The sequence below is a fragment of the Arthrobacter sp. CAL618 genome (assembly GCF_000468215.1).
Taxonomy (GTDB): Bacteria; Actinomycetota; Actinomycetes; order Actinomycetales; family Micrococcaceae; genus Arthrobacter_D.
On the sequence record NZ_ASZW01000092.1, the window covers coordinates 1 to 15,909 of the forward strand.

Annotated in this window: 14 protein-coding genes, 1 pseudogene and 1 riboswitch; of the genes and pseudogenes, 6 read left to right on the forward strand and 9 right to left on the reverse strand. The window is 66.0% G+C overall.

All coding sequences use genetic code 11. The annotated features are described in order from the left end of the window. The 6 genes from K728_RS0105890 to K728_RS18540 all read right to left on the reverse strand — a co-directional run. Positions 1 to 775 (reverse strand): sulfate/molybdate ABC transporter ATP-binding protein (locus tag K728_RS0105890; RefSeq protein ID WP_024476171.1); only part of this gene is annotated, 775 nt, incomplete at its 3' end. Continuing rightward, positions 772 to 1,581, reverse strand: a complete 810-nt coding sequence (locus tag K728_RS0105895; RefSeq protein WP_024476172.1) for an ABC transporter permease — start codon at positions 1,579 to 1,581, stop codon at positions 772 to 774. The genes K728_RS0105890 and K728_RS0105895, both read right to left, overlap by 4 nt. Then, complete coding sequence (gene modA, locus K728_RS0105900) at positions 1,578 to 2,348, reverse strand: molybdate ABC transporter substrate-binding protein (protein ID WP_202805324.1); 771 nt, start codon at positions 2,346 to 2,348, stop codon at positions 1,578 to 1,580. Before modA ends, K728_RS0105895 begins: the two co-directional genes overlap by 4 nt. Before the next feature lies 1 nt (position 2,349). After that, the gene (locus K728_RS0105905; RefSeq protein ID WP_024476174.1) at positions 2,350 to 2,754 is read right to left on the reverse strand and encodes a TOBE domain-containing protein; all 405 of its coding nucleotides are present in this window, start codon (positions 2,752 to 2,754) and stop codon (positions 2,350 to 2,352) included. Positions 2,755 to 2,907: 153 nt separating this feature from the next. Next, complete coding sequence (locus K728_RS0105910; protein WP_024476175.1) at positions 2,908 to 3,252, reverse strand: DUF3140 domain-containing protein; 345 nt, start codon at positions 3,250 to 3,252, stop codon at positions 2,908 to 2,910. Positions 3,253 to 3,429: 177 nt separating this feature from the next. After that, positions 3,430 to 4,020: a YdcF family protein gene (locus K728_RS18540; protein ID WP_162148032.1), complete on the reverse strand. Its 591-nt coding sequence runs from the start codon at positions 4,018 to 4,020 to the stop codon at positions 3,430 to 3,432. A gap of 269 nt (positions 4,021 to 4,289) precedes the next feature. On the opposite strand from K728_RS18540, the gene K728_RS0105920 reads away from it, so the two are divergent. The 5 genes from K728_RS0105920 (at position 4,290) to K728_RS0105940 (ending at position 8,361) form a co-directional block, all read left to right on the forward strand. Continuing rightward, on the forward strand, positions 4,290 to 4,856 hold the full coding sequence (locus K728_RS0105920; protein ID WP_024476177.1) for a YceD family protein: 567 nt from the start codon (positions 4,290 to 4,292) through the stop codon (positions 4,854 to 4,856). 2 nt (positions 4,857 to 4,858) lie between these two features. Then, positions 4,859 to 5,062 carry a 50S ribosomal protein L32 gene (gene rpmF / locus K728_RS0105925; RefSeq protein ID WP_024476178.1) on the forward strand — a complete coding sequence of 68 codons (204 nt, stop codon included), beginning with the start codon at positions 4,859 to 4,861 and terminating at the stop codon, positions 5,060 to 5,062. Positions 5,063 to 5,124: 62 nt separating this feature from the next. Beyond that, positions 5,125 to 5,952, forward strand: a complete 828-nt coding sequence (rnc, locus tag K728_RS0105930; protein WP_024476179.1) for a ribonuclease III — start codon at positions 5,125 to 5,127, stop codon at positions 5,950 to 5,952. 9 nt (positions 5,953 to 5,961) lie between these two features. Then, complete coding sequence (gene mutM / locus K728_RS0105935; RefSeq protein WP_024476180.1) at positions 5,962 to 7,029, forward strand: bifunctional DNA-formamidopyrimidine glycosylase/DNA-(apurinic or apyrimidinic site) lyase; 1,068 nt, start codon at positions 5,962 to 5,964, stop codon at positions 7,027 to 7,029. Between the two features lie 294 nt (positions 7,030 to 7,323). After that, positions 7,324 to 7,500, forward strand: a riboswitch (cyclic di-AMP (ydaO/yuaA leader). Between the two features lie 3 nt (positions 7,501 to 7,503). Next, positions 7,504 to 8,361 (forward strand): C40 family peptidase, encoded by an 858-nt coding sequence (locus tag K728_RS0105940; protein WP_024476181.1) that lies wholly within the window; start codon positions 7,504 to 7,506, stop codon positions 8,359 to 8,361. Positions 8,362 to 8,585: 224 nt separating this feature from the next. Here the strand turns inward: K728_RS0105940 and K728_RS0105945 are convergent, their stop codons facing one another. The 3 genes and pseudogenes from K728_RS0105945 to K728_RS0105955 all read right to left on the reverse strand — a co-directional run bounded on the left by K728_RS0105945 (position 8,586) and on the right by K728_RS0105955 (position 13,295). Continuing rightward, a complete protein-coding gene (locus K728_RS0105945; RefSeq protein WP_024476182.1) occupies positions 8,586 to 9,557 on the reverse strand; it encodes an NAD-dependent epimerase/dehydratase family protein in 972 nt (323 codons plus the stop codon). After that, positions 9,554 to 12,279 (reverse strand): annotated as a pseudogene (locus K728_RS18545) (alpha/beta fold hydrolase). Before K728_RS18545 ends, K728_RS0105945 begins: the two are co-directional and overlap by 4 nt. Beyond that, positions 12,273 to 13,295: a 3-oxoacyl-ACP synthase III gene (locus K728_RS0105955; protein ID WP_024476183.1), complete on the reverse strand. Its 1,023-nt coding sequence runs from the start codon at positions 13,293 to 13,295 to the stop codon at positions 12,273 to 12,275. The pseudogene K728_RS18545 and the gene K728_RS0105955 overlap by 7 nt, the downstream one beginning before the upstream one ends. 235 nt (positions 13,296 to 13,530) lie before the next feature. Between K728_RS0105955 and K728_RS0105960 the strand changes: the two genes are divergently transcribed. Continuing rightward, a partial coding sequence (locus K728_RS0105960; protein WP_024476184.1) for a chromosome segregation SMC family protein occupies positions 13,531 to 15,909 on the forward strand: 2,379 nt, incomplete at its 3' end.

Consider the following 15,909-nt stretch of genomic DNA (forward strand, 5'->3'; position numbering starts at 1 on the left):
GCTCCTCGGCGATCGCCGATAGCCGGACCCCGTCCCCGGTGACCAGGCCGCTGGTCGTGCTAGTGCCGGTGACCAGGTTCAATCCGGCGAGGCTCGCGCCGAAAGCACTGCGCGGACGTTCGAGCACGTCGCGGGTGGGTCCCGCCTCCACGATCCGTCCTGCCTGGATGATGATGGTGCGGTCCGCGAGCATCAGGGCATCCAACACGTTGTGGGTCACGATGATCGCGCTGCGCCCCGTCAACACCCGCTTCAGGGTCCGCCGCATCGCCGGAGTCACGGCAATATCCAGTGCCGCCATGGGTTCGTCAAGCAACAGCAATCGCGGATGGGTTGCAAGGGCCCTGGCGACCGCCACCCGCTGCGCCTGGCCGCCGGACAACTCCGATGGACGCCGGTCAGCAAACCCCTCAGCCTCAACCTCGGCCAGCCACCGCAGCGCATCGGTCCGGGACGCCGCACGGCCCGTGCCCTGGCTGCGTGGTCCGAAGGCAACATTGTCCAGCACGCTCAGATGCGGGAACAGCAGCGGCTCCTGCGCCAACAGTGAGACACCCCTGGCATACGGGGCCAACCAGACTCCGTCAGCAAACAGTGTGGTGTCATCGAGGGTGGCGCTGCCGCCGTCGGGACGCAACAGTCCCGCGAGCACCGCGAGCAGCGTCGACTTGCCAGCGCCGTTGGGGCCAAGGACGGCAACGGTTTCGCCCTGCTCCACTGTCAACTGGACCGCCAGATTGCGGGCGGCTACCTGCACATCTGCCGTGAGGCTCACAGTGCGCCTCCGCCCTGGGGACGGCTCCGGTGCGCAAGCCCAACCACCAGCACCGCCACCACGACGAGGACCAGTGAGAGCGCGACGGCGGCATCGGGATCGGTCTCGCGCTGCAGATAGATCTCCAGGGGAAGGGTCCGGGTGACACCCTGCAGGCTGCCCGCAAAGGTCAGGGTGGCACCAAATTCACCCAGCGCCCGCGCGAAGGACAGCACCATTCCGGAAATCAGCCCCGGCAGCACCAGGGGCAGGGTAACCCGGCGGAGTACAGTTCCGGGACGGGCGCCCAGCGTCGCAGCAACCGCTTCGTACCGGCTGCCAGCTGACCTGATGGCCCCCTCGAGGCTGAGCACCAGGAAGGGCAGGGCCACGAAGGTCTGCGCAATCACGACGGCGGTCGTCGAGAACGCGATGTTGATCCCGAGCACCTCAAGGCTGGACCCCACCAGTCCCTGCCTGCCAAACGTGTACAGCAACGCTATGCCGCCGACCACGGGCGGCAGGACCAGGGGCAACAGCACCAGCGCCCGCAGGACCTGCTGGCCGGGGAAGTCGGTGCGGGCGAGCACCAGGGCCATCGGTACGCCAAACACGACGCACAGCCCCGTGGCGATCACCGAGGTGCGCAGGCTCAGGCCGAGCGCCGCCACCGACGACTCCGAGGTCACCAGCTGCACGAACTGGGACCAGTTCACTTGCGCGATCATCGCCGCCAGGGGCAACAGCACCAACAGGGCACCGCCGGCAGCGAGGACAAACACCCACCGCGGGATTCCATGCCGGATTGCCCGGGTTCTGGTGCTCACGGCGCACCGAATCCTGCCTCGGTGAGCAACTGCTGGCCCGCCGGAGACGTCACGAGGTCAATGAAGCTTCGGGCGCGATCACTATTCCCACCCGCCACAGCCGCCACCGGGTAGGTGGTGAGAGCGTCTGTCGCCTCCGGGAAGTCAATGCTCTCGACGCTGTTGCCGGCGGCCAGTACATCGGTGACATAGACCAGGCCCGCATCTGCTTCACCGGACCGGACCTTGCCCAGCGTGTCGGTTACCGACCCTTCCTCACTCACCGCGTTCACCGTCACTCCGGCTGCCCTCTGAACCTCGACTGCAGCGGCCCCGCAGGGTACCTGCGGGGCGCAGAGGACCACCCTGGTGCCGGGGTCGGCCAGATCCTCAAAGCCGGTGATGCCTGCCGGGTTGCCCGCGGGTACAGCGATGGTCAGGGTATTCGTGGCAAAGGGCACCGGTTGCCCGTCGATCAGTTCCTCGGCGGCTACCCGGTCCATCGTGAGGGTGTCTGCTGGAGCAAAGACATCGGCGGGTGCACCGGCGGTCAGCTGGGTGGCCAGATCAGAGGACCCGGCAAAGCTGAAGGTGATGGTGGAACCCGGATTCTCTGCCTCGTACTGCTCACCGAGCTTCGTGAAGGTGCTCTGCAGCGACGCGGCGGCGAAGACGGTCAGGCCCTGGTTGGCGTCCGCTGACTTCGGAGAGTCGGCTGCGGTACCGCAGGCGGCCAACCCCAGGACTGCCAACGAGGCAACGGCGACCATGCCGCGGGAATGCCTCATCTCAGATCCTCCTTCCGGGAGTCTCGACAATGACTGTGGTCGATTTCACCACCGCGACGGCTACCGAGCCCGGCTCCAGCGCCAACTCCTTGACCGCTTCAGCGCTCATCAGGGAGACAACCCGGTGGGGGCCGCACTGGAGTTCGACCTGGGCCATCACCTTGTCCGTCACCACCCGGGTCACCAGCCCCACAAACCGGTTCCGGGCTGAGCTCTCCATCCCCGATGGGTCCTCGGGCAGGACGGCACGCTGCCGGGCCAGGTGGGCGAGCTCCAGGCCGTCAAGCATGGTGACGCCTGTTGAGGATTTGGTGCTGGTGAGGGTGCCGTCTTCTGCCCAGCGCCGGACTGTGTCGGCGCTGACACCGAGGTAGTGCGCTGCGTCCTTAACCCGTATCTGCGACATAAAAGCCACTCTAGCCCAGCAAATGCGTCTCTAGGCATGGGTGCCCGCGAACAAGGCCTCGGTGAAGCCCTCCTCTGCCGGGGGCCGGTGCGAAGCCAGTGCGCGGTCCGTGCAGGGGGCCTCGGCCGGGGGCCGGCGCGGGACCGGTGCGCCCTAGCCCTTCTTCAGCGGATCGTGTCCCCAGTTCATCAGGGAGTACCGCCACCGGGAGTGTTCAACGTCGGACGACGGCTTCTGTGCCAGATGTCTGTGGACGTAGCCCACTACCTTGTGCATGTGCGCAACATCCTCCTCGCTGAGATCCGCTTTCCTGGTTCGCAGGATTTTCACAATCCGTCGGCCGGATTCGTGGCCCACCGACTCGCCTCCGTTGCCCTTCTGGCCGACCGCCCGTGATTCTTCGGATTCGAGCCAGTCCTCCAGTGTGGAGGCCGTCATGTTGACCGCCTTCTGCCAGTCTGGCCACACCGAATTCAACGTGTCTTCGGAACCGCTCATGGCTATCGCTTTCCTTCAGGTTGGGATGCACCCAGGCATTTGGCGGGTCCTCATCGGCTGCGAGTGTCCCGGCAAAGCTAAGGCTGCTGATTGTTGGTGAGAACCTATCACGCGATCGGGACACCGAAGCAGGTGGTGCCGTAAAGGTCATTTTCCGAGCGGGCGGCGCAGCCGGTACTAGATCCGGTTCGCACAGACAGGGCGCAGGTGGGTGGCAACCAGTGCGGCCGTTTCCTCGACAAACCGGGGCAGCCATCCCAGCAGCCCATGGTCGGGGGTCGAGGGGACCATGACCAGCTCCGCGTCCGAGCATTGACCAAGGTTGGTGAACGCGCGCAGTGCGTGATAGTCGGAAGTAACCACCAGAACAGTGTCCCAGTCCCGGTCGGCTGCGAGTCGGGCGACGGCGCGTGCTTCTCCACGGGTGGTGAGGGGAGAGGGTTCAAAACACACCCGCGATGCGTGTGCCGGTCTCTTGCAGAGCCGGTCGGCGTCGACATTCCCCGGTGTGTCCGTCCGGGAGATGGCAAGGATCGGGGCGTGCCCTGCTGCCACCAACTCCTCGGCGAGGGGGAGCCGCTCCGAGCTGTCGCCCCCCAGGACCACCACCGCATCGGCGTTGACTCCGGCCACATAGTCCGGGCCGAACACCGGTGGGTTGATGAACAGGGAATAGCAGGCGAGCAGCCAGATGCAGGTCAATGCCACCAGTGCCGCCGTCGACCGTTGCAGCCATCGCCACAGCACTCGGGTCGGGGGGATTCGCACCGGGTTAACCTTACGGGCAGGCCACCAGCTGGGTCCGTAACCGCCCGTAAAGCTGCCGTACCGACCGGACCACACCCGCGTGGCGCGTTTGGCTCTGCCCTCAATCCGTGGTGAGGTGGGGCATGAGCGGCAGTAGCCGCCGTCGTCGGCGGCTGTCGCTTGCCGAACCCTCCGGCTCTGGTTTGAGCCGGACGGGCTAATCAGGCTAAGATGATACGTCGGTCATATGTTCTACAGGAGTTCCCATTAAGAGCGATCTCAGTTCGCCTTTGATTTTCAACGTCAAGGACCTCGGGCGCAGCCCGGGCAGCATGCGAACAATCGAAGAACATGTACCCGCACCAAAGGATTTCGGTGTGGTTCTCATCGGTGTTCAGGAAGGTTCCCCCGTGGAACTGGATCTGAGACTGGAGGCTGTGCACGAGGGAATTCTGGTATCAGGTACCGCAGACGTCGAGATCGTGGGCGAATGTGGCCGGTGCCTGGATCCCATCAAGTACAGCAGCAGCGTCGATGTGCAGGAGCTTTTCTACTACGACGACGTCGAGTTGTCCGAGGGAGAAGAACCTGTTGAAGAGCACCGGGTTGATCGGGATTCAATTGATCTTGAGCCGGTGCTTCGGGACGCAGTGGTAACGTCACTGCCGTTCCAGCCGGTGTGCCGGGAGGACTGTGAGGGTCTGTGCTCTGAATGTGGAGCCCGCCTCGCGGATGACCCCGATCATCAGCACGAAATTTTGGATCCCCGCTGGGCGGCCCTTACCGGGCTGACCGGCACTGCAGCGTCAAGCGACGCGGCAGCAAGTACAGAGTCTGTCGAGAGAGAAGAGAGTTAGTCGTGGCTGTTCCTAAGCGGAAAATGTCCCGCTCGAATACCCGTGCACGTCGGTCCCAGTGGAAGGCAACTGCCCCCAAACTGGTGAAGACCGTGGAGAACGGCCGCGTTACCTACAGCCTGGCTCACCAGGCCAAGGTAGTCACCGACTCCGCCGGCACTGCACTGTTCCTTGAGTACAAGGGACGCAAAGTAGCCGACGTCTAACGACCGCTGCGTGCCCGGCATCGCCGTGCCTGTAGCGTTCTTATGCGAATGCGTAAGTAGACGTGGCTAATACTGAAGACCTTTTGAAGCGTCTCGGTGTCTCTATAGACGCCGAGACGCTTCGTCTTGCCCTGACACACCGCTCCTTTGCCTATGAGCATGGGGGCATTCCCACCAACGAACGCCTTGAGTTCCTCGGCGATTCGGTGCTGGGTTTGGCGGTCACCGACGCGCTGTACCGGGACAACCCTGACCTGTCCGAGGGCGACCTTGCCAAGCGGCGCTCCGCCGTCGTCAGCACCCGTGCTCTGGCCGGGATTGCCCGCGACCTGGAGTTGGGCCAGCATGTGCTGCTGGGTCAGGGGGAGAAGCTGACCAACGGTCGGAACAAGGCATCGATTCTTGCCGACACCATGGAAGCGGTCATTGGCGCGACCTACCTGAGCAACGGGATCGAAGTAGCCCGGGCCATGGTGATGCGCCTCGTGGGTCCCCTGCTGGGAAGCGCTGCCGCTATGGGAGCCGGCACCGACTGGAAGACCAACATCCAGGAGATCGCCGCCGCGCGCCGGCTGGGCACCATCGACTACAAGGTCACCGGGTTCGGCCCCGACCACGCCCGCACCTTCGAAGCACTCCTCACGGTCGGCGGCAAGCCGTACGGCTCCGGATCGGGGCCATCCAAGAAGGAAGCCGAACAGGAAGCTGCGGCGGCCTCCTGGCAGATGCTCCGGGTACTCGCCGCCGAGCCCAAGACGGCCGTCCACACGGTAATGGTTCCGGTTGAAGTGGCCAACGTCGATCACGACGGAAGTCGCCCCAACGGCGCTGCTGCTGTTCCTGACCCCGTCATCAGCTCCTCCGACGCGGCCTCCGCTGCGTCGGCCTAAGCACACACCATGCCGGAGCTTCCCGAGGTCGAGGTGGTGCGCCGCGGCCTCGCCCGCTGGGTCCTGGGACGCACCATTGACGACGTCGACATCCTCGACCCGCGATCAATCCGCCGCCACGCCCTCGGCGGTGAGGACTTCACCGGCAATCTGGTGGGCTCCCGTGTCCTGGATGTCGTGCGCCGGGGCAAGTTCCTTTGGCTCCCGCTGGCCGCCAGCACAGACTCTCAAGGGTCCTCTGGCCCGTTGGACGCTTCCGGCGTGGCCGGCGCAACAGGCACCGCGGCGACAGCTGGCGCCGCAGACGCTTCAGCAGCTTTAGGAACCGCCGCACCCCCGGTGGCTTTGATGGCGCATCTGGGCATGAGTGGCCAACTGCTGGTCCAGGACGCCGAAGCCGCTGAGGAAAAACACCTCCGGGTCCGGCTGACGCTTTCGGCGGCGTCCTCGGCCGACGGGGGACCGCTGCCGCGTGAATTGCGGTTCGTCGATCAGCGCATCTTCGGCGGCCTGTTCGTGACATCGATGATTCCCACTGCCGATGGGCACGCCGGTGGCCTCGGTGAAAGCCCGCTGCCGCTGATCCCTGTCGAGGCTGCCCACATTGCGCGCGACCCGCTGGACCCGGCGTTCTCCTTTGACGACTTTTTTGCGTCGCTGCGCCGGCGCAAGACAGGCATCAAGCGGGCACTGCTGGATCAGTCGCTGGTCTCGGGCATCGGCAATATCTACGCTGATGAGGCTCTCTGGGCTGCCCGCGTGCACTACGCCCGACCCACTGACACGATGCGACGGGGCGACGCGCTCCGTCTGATCGACGCCTGTCGCGAGGTCATGCTGCGCGCACTGGACGCCGGCGGCACCAGCTTTGATTCCCTGTACGTCAACGTCAACGGGGCCTCGGGGTACTTCGCGCGGTCCCTCAACGCCTATGGAAGGGAAGGAGAACCGTGCCTCCGCTGTGCCTCGGACCCGGATTTCCACGGCAGCTCCCTGATCCGGCGTGAAATGTTCATGAACCGGTCCTCGTTCAGCTGCCCCCGATGCCAGCCGAAGCCCCGGAACGGGCGCTGGTAAACAGAACATTCCGGATCCCCGCCTCCCATCCGGGGGTCCCCGCGTCTCAAGCGGGACCAACTGATCCTCCACAGCCGGTGCCTTGCCCACATAGTAAGCGGGACCCCGCCGCGGGCATTACTCATGCGGCACCATCGTGAGATGGAAACCTCCCAGCCAGAGTGCGGCTCACTACACGGTCGCCGTATATCGGATCGCAACCCGGTACATCGTCGCCGTAACACAAATGTGACAAAACTGCACGAGCCTAGGTACAGTTATCCACGCGCCGGTTACCGTTCAATTCGGCGTCCTTCTGACAGATTGCCTAATTCTGCCGTTGTCGTAAGGTCCGTTCGCATACATCCGGCAGAAGCGGGGGAACCAGTAACGGTCGTCAACAGACGGCCTTGGGGTGAAGACTCGATCTCGAGTCCGGGTGGCTCCCATCCGAATCCGACAGCTAACTTCGTAGGCACTGGGAGAGGCAACATCATGTCCAAGAACCGTCACATCGCGCGTCACCGCGCAACCCCACCAAGCGCCCTGAAAACCGTCTCCAAGGCGGTCAGTTCACACGTAGGCTCCTTCGGCCGACCAGCAGCAGTGCTGGTCGCTGCGTCCGGTCTGATGCTCAGCGCCGGACTCCCGGCCAACGCATCCGGCGAGATCGCCGCCCAGCCCGCCGCCTCGACACCAGCCGTCCAGAGCGCCGGCTCCGCAACTCACACCGTCCAAGCCGGGGATACGCTTGGCAACATCGCTGCCGCTCAGGGTGTCAGCCTTGATTCGATCTTCGCGCTGAACGGCCTCACCTGGGATTCGGTCATCTTCCCCGGTGACGTTATCTCCCTCTCCGGCAGCGCCACCCAAGCCACTCAGGTAGCAGCACCAGCGCCCGCTGCAGCACCAGCCGCAGCAGTGACCGTCGCCGCGCCCGCTCCTGCTGAGACCAGCACCCTGGGCATCACCACCGCTTCCGAGGCCATTACCCCCATGGCAGCTGCCTCCACCCAGGCATCCGGCTCGGGAATCGTTGGTACCGCTCTCTCGATGATCGGCTCCGGTTACGTCTACGGCGGCACCACCCCCGGTGCCTGGGACTGCTCAGGCTTCGTCCAGTGGGTCTTCGCACAGAACGGCATCGACCTGCCCCGCACCAGCCAGGCGCAGATGGCTGCCTCAGCCCGCACCGACAACCCGCAGCCCGGTGACCTTGTCATCCAGAACGGTGGCGGACACGTGGGTATCTACCTCGGCGACGGCCAGATGATCAGCGCGCTGAACCCCAGCCAGGGCACCCTGATCCACGCAGTCAACGCCATGCCTGTTGTCGGGTACTACACCCCGTAAGTGGATGACTCCGCCGTCGGGTCAGAAGAAGGCGGAGACGCTGGCATCTGACCCTCGGCGGAGGACACACGCGTGATCTCGAATCACATACGAATGCGCCATCGGAAACTTTCCGGTGGCGCATTCGTGTGTTTCTGTGTCGGTAGAGAATTTCGGGACGGCTAGGCCGACCTCAGGCCCCGGTATTTGGTGAGGCGAATGTTGCGGTCTGGGGGAGTCTGCTACTACAGCTGCCGGTAGTGCTCCGAGAGTCTGGCCAGTCCCTCATCGAGTGACACTCCGGGTGTCCAGCCCAGGAGGTCGCGGGTCCGTCGCTGATCGAACCAGTGAGCCGTGGAGAGCTGCTCCGCCAGGAAGCGTGTCATCGGTGGTTCCCCGTCGGCACCGCTGCGCTGCCACACGAACTCAACCAGGGACCCCGCAACCCGTGCCACCCTCCCCGGAACACTCCAGCGCGGCGGGTGAACCCCACCTGCCCGGCAGATGCCCGCGATCAGTTCGCCGATGGGTCGGGGCTCTCCGTTGGTGACCACGACCGCCAAGCCTGCCATCTGGTCCATCCGGGCAAGGGCCGCAGCAATTGCTTCCGCGGCATTGTCGACGTAGGTGGTATCGACGAGCGCGGTGCCGGCGTCCAGCACCGGAAGACGTCCCGCCCGTGCCCGCTGCAGCACCCGCTCGACCAGTTGCGTGTCGCCTGGCCCCCACACGATGTGCGGCCTGACGGCCGCGACACGGAAACTGTCACTGTTTGCCGCCAGCGCGATGAGCTCTGCCTTGGCCTTCGTCTGGGCATAGTTGCCCAACACCTTCTCCGGAGTGGCGTCGGTGGCAGCCTGTCCCACGATCGATGTGCCCACGTGGGCAACTGAGGGGGAGGAGATAAACACGAAATCCCGCACCCCAGCACCACGTGCGGCATCCAGGAGACGCCGGGTGCCCTCTACATTGACTGCTTCGAAGTCAGCGGCCGCTCCGGCAAACGAGACCTTGGCTGCCAGATGCACCACAGCATCCATGCCCAGGACCGCCCGCTGGACGGCTGCCGGCTCGGTGATCGATCCCAGGCTGTCCTCGACCCCTGTCAGCCCTGATGGACGCCGTTGAAAGGTGCGCACCTCGTGGCCTTGCGCCCGGAGCAGCTCGGCGGTCACCCGGCCCAGCATCCCGCTGGCACCGGTCACCAGAACCCTCACAGTTTGCTGATCTTTCCACCAGCCAGCACGCCGGCTGCCCACAGTGCCACGGCGGTCCGGTCAATCTTGGCGTTGTGCCGGATATCAGTGGGCAGGGCGGGGACAACCAGCACCGCTGATAGCTCGGCCCCAGCTGAGCGTGCGGCACTGCGCGCATCGGCCGCCAGGGATGCGGGTGCGAGCCCTGGTTTCGAGGTCGCCGGGGTGGTCTCGACTACCGCGACAACCGCCTGGGTGCCAGCCGGTCCCACGCCGACCACAGCTGCGAGACCGACGGCGTCCACTGCCTCAAGAGCCTGTTCCACCCCCACCGGAGTGAGAACGCCTGCGGCCGGAGTGACCAGGTGCGGAAGTCGTCCCTCGACCCAGAGCCTGCCGTCGCCGTCGAAGTGGCCGATGTCTCCGGTGCGGTGCCAGCCACCGGTCCGCGAGCTTTCGCTCTGGGTGAGCCACAGCCGATGGTAGCGATCCTTCACATGGGGAGCATCGACGATGATCTCTCCGGTCACGCCAGCCTCGGTGGTGGGCGCGCCATCGGCGGTCCCCGCCCGGTTGAGGGGACTGATGGTGATCCGTGCACCAGCGACCGCCCGGCCCACGCAGACACCGTTCCCGGCGCCGACGACGTTCCCGGCAGCAGCGTCGGCTTCGGCTGAAAGGATCAACCCGAGGTCGACGTCGGTGACGGGCAACGCCTCGGTCATCCCGTAGGGCGTGTGTAGTGAGGCCGCAGGAAGAACCCCCAGCAGTTCGGTCAGCAGCCGCGACGGGACGGGAGCGCCGGCCGAAAGCAGTAGCGAAACCCCTGCCAATGCCTTTCTGCCATCATCGGTCAGCGAGCCCTGGGTGGCCAGGACGTTCCTGAGTGCCGCGGGGGAGGCGAACACGGTGGTCGCGTCGATGGCAGCGACGGCGTCGGCGAGGGCCGACGCTGAAAGGGTCCTGGGTCTGGTGACGTCCATGTCGGGGGTGATCGACGTCGTCCCAAGGGCCGGGCCCAGGAGGGCGAAGGGCGCGAAACCCGCCACGAGGCCATCACCGGGGCGGATGCCGAAGGTTTCTGCCACCGTGTCCCGCATGGCTGCGAGCCGGCGGTGGGTGTACACGACACCCTTGGCCGGTCCGGTGGATCCGGAAGTGAACAGGATGGCGGCGTCGGCATCCGGATCAAGGATGTCAGGGTTGGGTACATCGGGATCAAGCACGTCGGGGTTGGCCACGTCGGCTGATCCCGTGTTGCCGGACGCGGCTGTGGCTCCACCCTCGCGAAGCTCCGCGAGTGAATACTCAACCCCGAGAAGCTTCCGTTTGGCAGCGGGCAGCGTAGCAACGCTGATGCGGCGGCCAGGCCAGGAGAAAAGCTTCGCCGCAGTGAGTGCCAGGTCGATGCCGATCAGGAAGTCCGGCACCGTCCCGCGAACAGCCTTGCTGAGGCCCTTCCGTCCCAAGCCGGCGTCGGCGACGATGATCACGGCACCGATCCGCAGGCAAGCGTAGAGGAGCACCGTGAGCTCCACCCCGGGCGGAACCATCAGACTTACTCGGCTGCCGCGGCGCAGACCGATCTGTCGCAGCGCGTCAGCGAGCGAACTGACGTCACGTTCAAGATCACGCCAGGACAGGACTCGGCCGATGCGGCCATCCGCACCCATGTCGGCGACAGCCAGCTGGTCGGCGTCGGGACCCTGCGCGCGCTGCGTCAGCTCATGCTCCAGTGGGGTGAACGTCGAAGTGGTGTCGGGTTCTGGGGTTTCGTAAGAGGCAGGCTCATCGTCTGGAGATCCGGGAGCCGAGGTAGCGGCTGACGGTTCCAGGGCGCCGTCGAGCCACCGGAACAGGGGGCTGGCGATGTCCCGGTCCTCGCCCACGAGGTGGCTGGCACCCTCGAACCGGTGGATGTCGGCGTGCGGAAGCCGTGCTGCGAGGTCGTTGAGGTAAGTGTCCGAGAAGATCGGGTCTTCGGGTCCCCACAGCATCAATGCGGGCACGTCGAGGGTGCGGATGCCCTCGGCGATGCTCCGGAGCGCCGGATAGCTGGGGTGTGATGGTTCGGCGGGAATGTCGGCTACGAAGTCCGCGATACCCTGGCGCCGGGCGCCACCGCGGTAGGGCAGCAGGAACGCCTTCCGCACGTCTTTCGCCAGCGCGGGCCGAGCCAGCGCGTGAGTGACGTCCAGGAAGGCTGACGTGTCCTTCGTTCCCCACCGGTGTACCAGGGGGTGGAGCGCCAGCCGCAGGGGAGCGGGAATTGGACGGTCGGGGTCCTGGTGGATTGCCGTGTTGGTGAGCACGACGGCGTCCACGAGGTCCCGGCGCTGGTGGGCGAAGCCGAGGCTGACGACGCCGCCCCAGTCGTGGCCCACGGTGATGACCGGCCCGGTCAGGCCTATGGACTCGACAAAATCGTTGAGGTCCTGCACGCGGTCCGCGAGCNGAGCCGGCGGAACCGGCCGGTGCGTTCGGACAGGCCCATGTTCAGCTGATCGACGGCGATCACCCGCCAGCCGTACTCAGCCCCTGCGGCGAGCACGCTCCGCCACAGGTAGGACCAGGTGGGGTTCCCGTGCACGCAGAGCAGAGTGCCGCGGGGCGGCCCGCTGAGCTGCGTTTCGTTGTCGAGGTAGTGCCAGCTGTTGGTGGTTCCCTGAGGGTCTACTGCCGCCTGGGAGGGGACGTCTCGGTAGGCCGGCCACGAGGGGTCGACGCCGGGAAGTGCTACCACGCAATCTCCAGCATCGCGGTGTTCAATCCTGAGCCGACGCCCATGCAGAGCACCCGGTCTCCGGAGGTGAGCGTCTGGGCCTCGGCGGCCAGGGTCATGGGCAGTGATGCGGGCCCCACGTTGCCCCACTTCTGGAAGGTCATGGGCACCCGGGACGGATCGAGGTCAATTGCCTCGACGATCGCGTTGGTGTGGGTGCTGCTTACCTGGTGGGTGATGTAGCGGTCCATCTTGGTCCAGTCCCACTCCTGCTGCGCCTCATTCCAGGCGTCGACCACCAGTTCGAGGCCGCCGTCGAGCAGTCCCTGCGCATCCGTGTACATGCCGTCGATCCCGCCGACACACAGTTCGTGATGCTCAGTTCCGGCACGTGCCACGCCGCCCAGCACGCGGTGGGCGCCGGGGTGGGCATCAGCGGGGCCGAGGACCGCGGCGGCTGCGCCGGACCCGAGGGTGAGGGTGGCGAATTCCTGGAGGAAGCTGGCCCGGGTGGCGTCAGGCTGGTTCAGGCGGCGCAGGGTGGCTTCCTGGGTGGCCTGGGAGTCTTCACCGTTGACCACCATCGCGTACTGGATCTGTCCAGCCTCGATCATGTTCGCGGCCAGGGTGATCCCGTTAACGAACCCGAGGCACGCGTTGGCGACGTCGAAGTTCATCGCGGAGGAGGGGAGGCCGAGCCCGTTGTGGATCTTCACTGCAACTGAAGGTTCCAGATTGGTCCGGGTGACCGAAGTGTTGATGAGCAGGCCGATTTGCGACGCCTCGATACCAGAGGACGCCAACGCTTTCGCGCCCGCCTCGATGGCGGCGTCGTCGAACCGGGTGCCGGGTGCCCACCAGCGGCGTTCGGTGATCCCCGCCACCCGCTGGAGCAGTCCGGAGGAGAGCCGGAGGCGCTTGAGCGCCGGAGCCAATACACGGTCGAATTCGTTGGAAGTGACGATGACCGGAGCCTCAACACTTTCGACGCCCAGGAGCGCGGTGTTGTGGTGTCGGAAGTTGAAATTGCCGGTCAAATTTCCTGCCTTGTCGACTGTTCAGTGCGCCTCGATAACCTGCGCTGGATGGCCCTGAGGGCACTCGGACGCACAAACGAATCTAACGATTCGTTATAAAGCCTACTTGGTGTAGCTTTCCAAGGACCGCATCGAACGTGAATTACGCAGTCCGTGAACCAACACAATGCTGCTGTACAGGTCCCGAACGCAGTAGATTGGGGGAAACCGACATCTTCTGGAGACCCTGAGAACTGTGCATCTGAAAAGTCTAACCGTGCGCGGCTTCAAGTCCTTCGCCTCCGCGACGACGTTCGACTTCGAGCCGGGCGTGACGGCAGTGGTGGGCCCCAACGGATCGGGGAAGTCCAACGTGGTGGATGCCCTTGCCTGGGTGATGGGTGAGCAGGGAGCAAAGACCCTCCGCGGCGGCAAGATGGAAGACGTTATCTTCGCCGGGACATCCGGCCGCCCTCCGCTCGGTCGGGCCCAGGTTTCCCTGACCATCGACAACGCCGACGGCGCCCTGCCGATCGAGTACGCCGAAGTCACCATCTCCCGCACCCTATTCCGGACGGGCGGCTCCGAGTACGCGATCAACGGCAGCACCTGCCGGCTCCTCGACATCCAGGAGCTGCTCTCGGACTCCGGGTTGGGCCGGGAAATGCATGTGATCGTGGGGCAAGGGCAACTCGACAAGGTGTTGCACGCCACCCCGGAGGACCGCCGGGGTTTCATCGAGGAAGCGGCCGGGATCCTGAAGCACCGGCGGCGCCGTGAGAAGACGGTGCGCAAGCTGGAGGCCATGCAGGCAAACCTGACCCGGCTGACCGACCTCACTGGCGAGATACGCCGCCAGCTCACCCCCCTCGGGAAACAGGCCGACGTCGCCCGCCGTGCGAAGACCGTCCAGTTCGATGTCCGGGATGCCCGTGCCCGGCTCATGGCCGATGACCTGGTGCAGCTAATGAGCTCGTTCGAGCAGGAGGTGGCTGACGAGACAGCGCTCAAGGAACGCCGGGCCGACGTCGAGAAACTGCTGGCCGCGGGCCGCTCTCGGCAGGCGGACCTTGAGCGGCTCGCCGCCGAGGCGACGCCGCGGCTGAACACCGCCAGGGAGAGCTGGTACCAGCTGGCCAGCACCCGTGAACGGTTCAGGTCACTGGGTAGCCTTGCCGACGAACGCACCCGCCTGCTGGGTAGCGGAGCCGAGGACGACGCCTCACGGACCGGCGGCAGGACCCCTGACGAGCTGGATCAGCAGGCCGCCCGGGTCCGCGCCGAGGAAGCCACGCTGCGCGCGGACGTGGAGGACCGGCTGGAAGCTCTCGAGACAGCGGTCGAGCTGCGCGGTGACGCAGAGGAGGCTGCAGCGCTGGAGGACAAACGCCTCGCCGGGATGCTTCGTGCAGCGGCCGACCGGCGAGAGGGACTGGCCAAGCTCACCGGTCAGGTGGGGGCGGCCAGATCGCGGGTGGAATCGGCTGAAGCTGAGCTGGGCAGGCTCCGGGGCTCGGTGGCCGACGTCGACGTGCGCCGCGCAGCAGCCCAGCAGGAGTTTGCCGCCCTGGAGGTCCAGGTGGCTGGCGCCGAGGAGGGCGAGGAGAACCTCGACGAATCCTATGAGACGGCCAGCGCCGCCCTGGCGGCCGTCCAGGGCGAGCTTGAGGAACTGATGGAGCAGGAACGCGCGGCAGACCGCGAGCGTGAATCGCTCCAGGCCCGCCGGGAGGCCCTGCAGACCGGGCTGCAACGCCGGGACGGCAGCCAGACGGTGCTCGACGCAGGCCTGGACGGCGTCGTTGCTGCCGTGACGGAGCTGATTACCGTTCAGCAGGGCTACGAGACAGCCATCGCGGCGGCGCTCGGCCCGGCAGCCGACGCCGTCGCTGTCGACGACCTGCAGGCAGCCGACCGTGTGCTGCGGCGCGTCATCGATGACGACGCTGGGCAGGTGGCGCTGCTCGTCGCCGGTGGGACCGATGTTAGGGGGGCTGATGTCGAGGGGGCTGATGCCGTGGGGACTGATGCTAGCGGCGTGTCTGCGACGGAGGGGAGTTCCGACAACTTTTCCGGGACCGCTCGGGTTTCTGCCGGGAAACTTCCTTCCGGTGCTGTGTGGGCCGGTGACCTGGTGCGGTGCGACGCCCGGGTGGCTGACGTCGTCGGGACCTTGCTGGCCCGGAGCGTTGTCGTTGACCTCCTCGCTGACGCATTCGACGTGGTGGAGGCACACCCTCACCTGACAGCGGTGACCCGCGACGGGCAGGTCGTGACAGTTGCCTCCGTGCGGGGTGGCTCGGCTTCCGAGCCGGGAGTACTGGAGATCCAGGCGGCGGTTGACGAGACCACAGGACGGCTGGAAGCGGCCGCCAACCGGATGGAGCGGGCACGGTTCGAGATTGCCGGGGCCTCTTCGCGGCTCCAGGACGCCCAGGTGGCTGCCGACACCGCGCTGGAACAGCTCCATGAATCGGATGCACGGCTGGCGGCTGTCGCCGAGAAGCTGGGCCAGCTGGGCTCAGTGGTGCGCTCCGCGGCAGGGGAGACTGAACGGTTAACCCGGCTGGCTGACGCCGCCGCCGCCAACCTCGCCGCCGAACAGGACCGGTTGCACGAGGTCACCCAGCGGCTC

Coding starts and splice junctions, on each gene's coding strand:
- K728_RS0105940 (WP_024476181.1), top strand. CDS start 7,504: ATGTCCAAGAACCGTCACATCGCGCGTCACCGCGCAACCCCACCAAGC.
- K728_RS0105910 (WP_024476175.1), bottom strand. CDS start 3,252: ATGAGCGGTTCCGAAGACACGTTGAATTCGGTGTGGCCAGACTGGCAG.
- modA (WP_202805324.1), bottom strand. CDS start 2,348: ATGAGGCATTCCCGCGGCATGGTCGCCGTTGCCTCGTTGGCAGTCCTG.
- mutM (WP_024476180.1), top strand. CDS start 5,962: ATGCCGGAGCTTCCCGAGGTCGAGGTGGTGCGCCGCGGCCTCGCCCGC.
- K728_RS0105905 (WP_024476174.1), bottom strand. CDS start 2,754: ATGTCGCAGATACGGGTTAAGGACGCAGCGCACTACCTCGGTGTCAGC.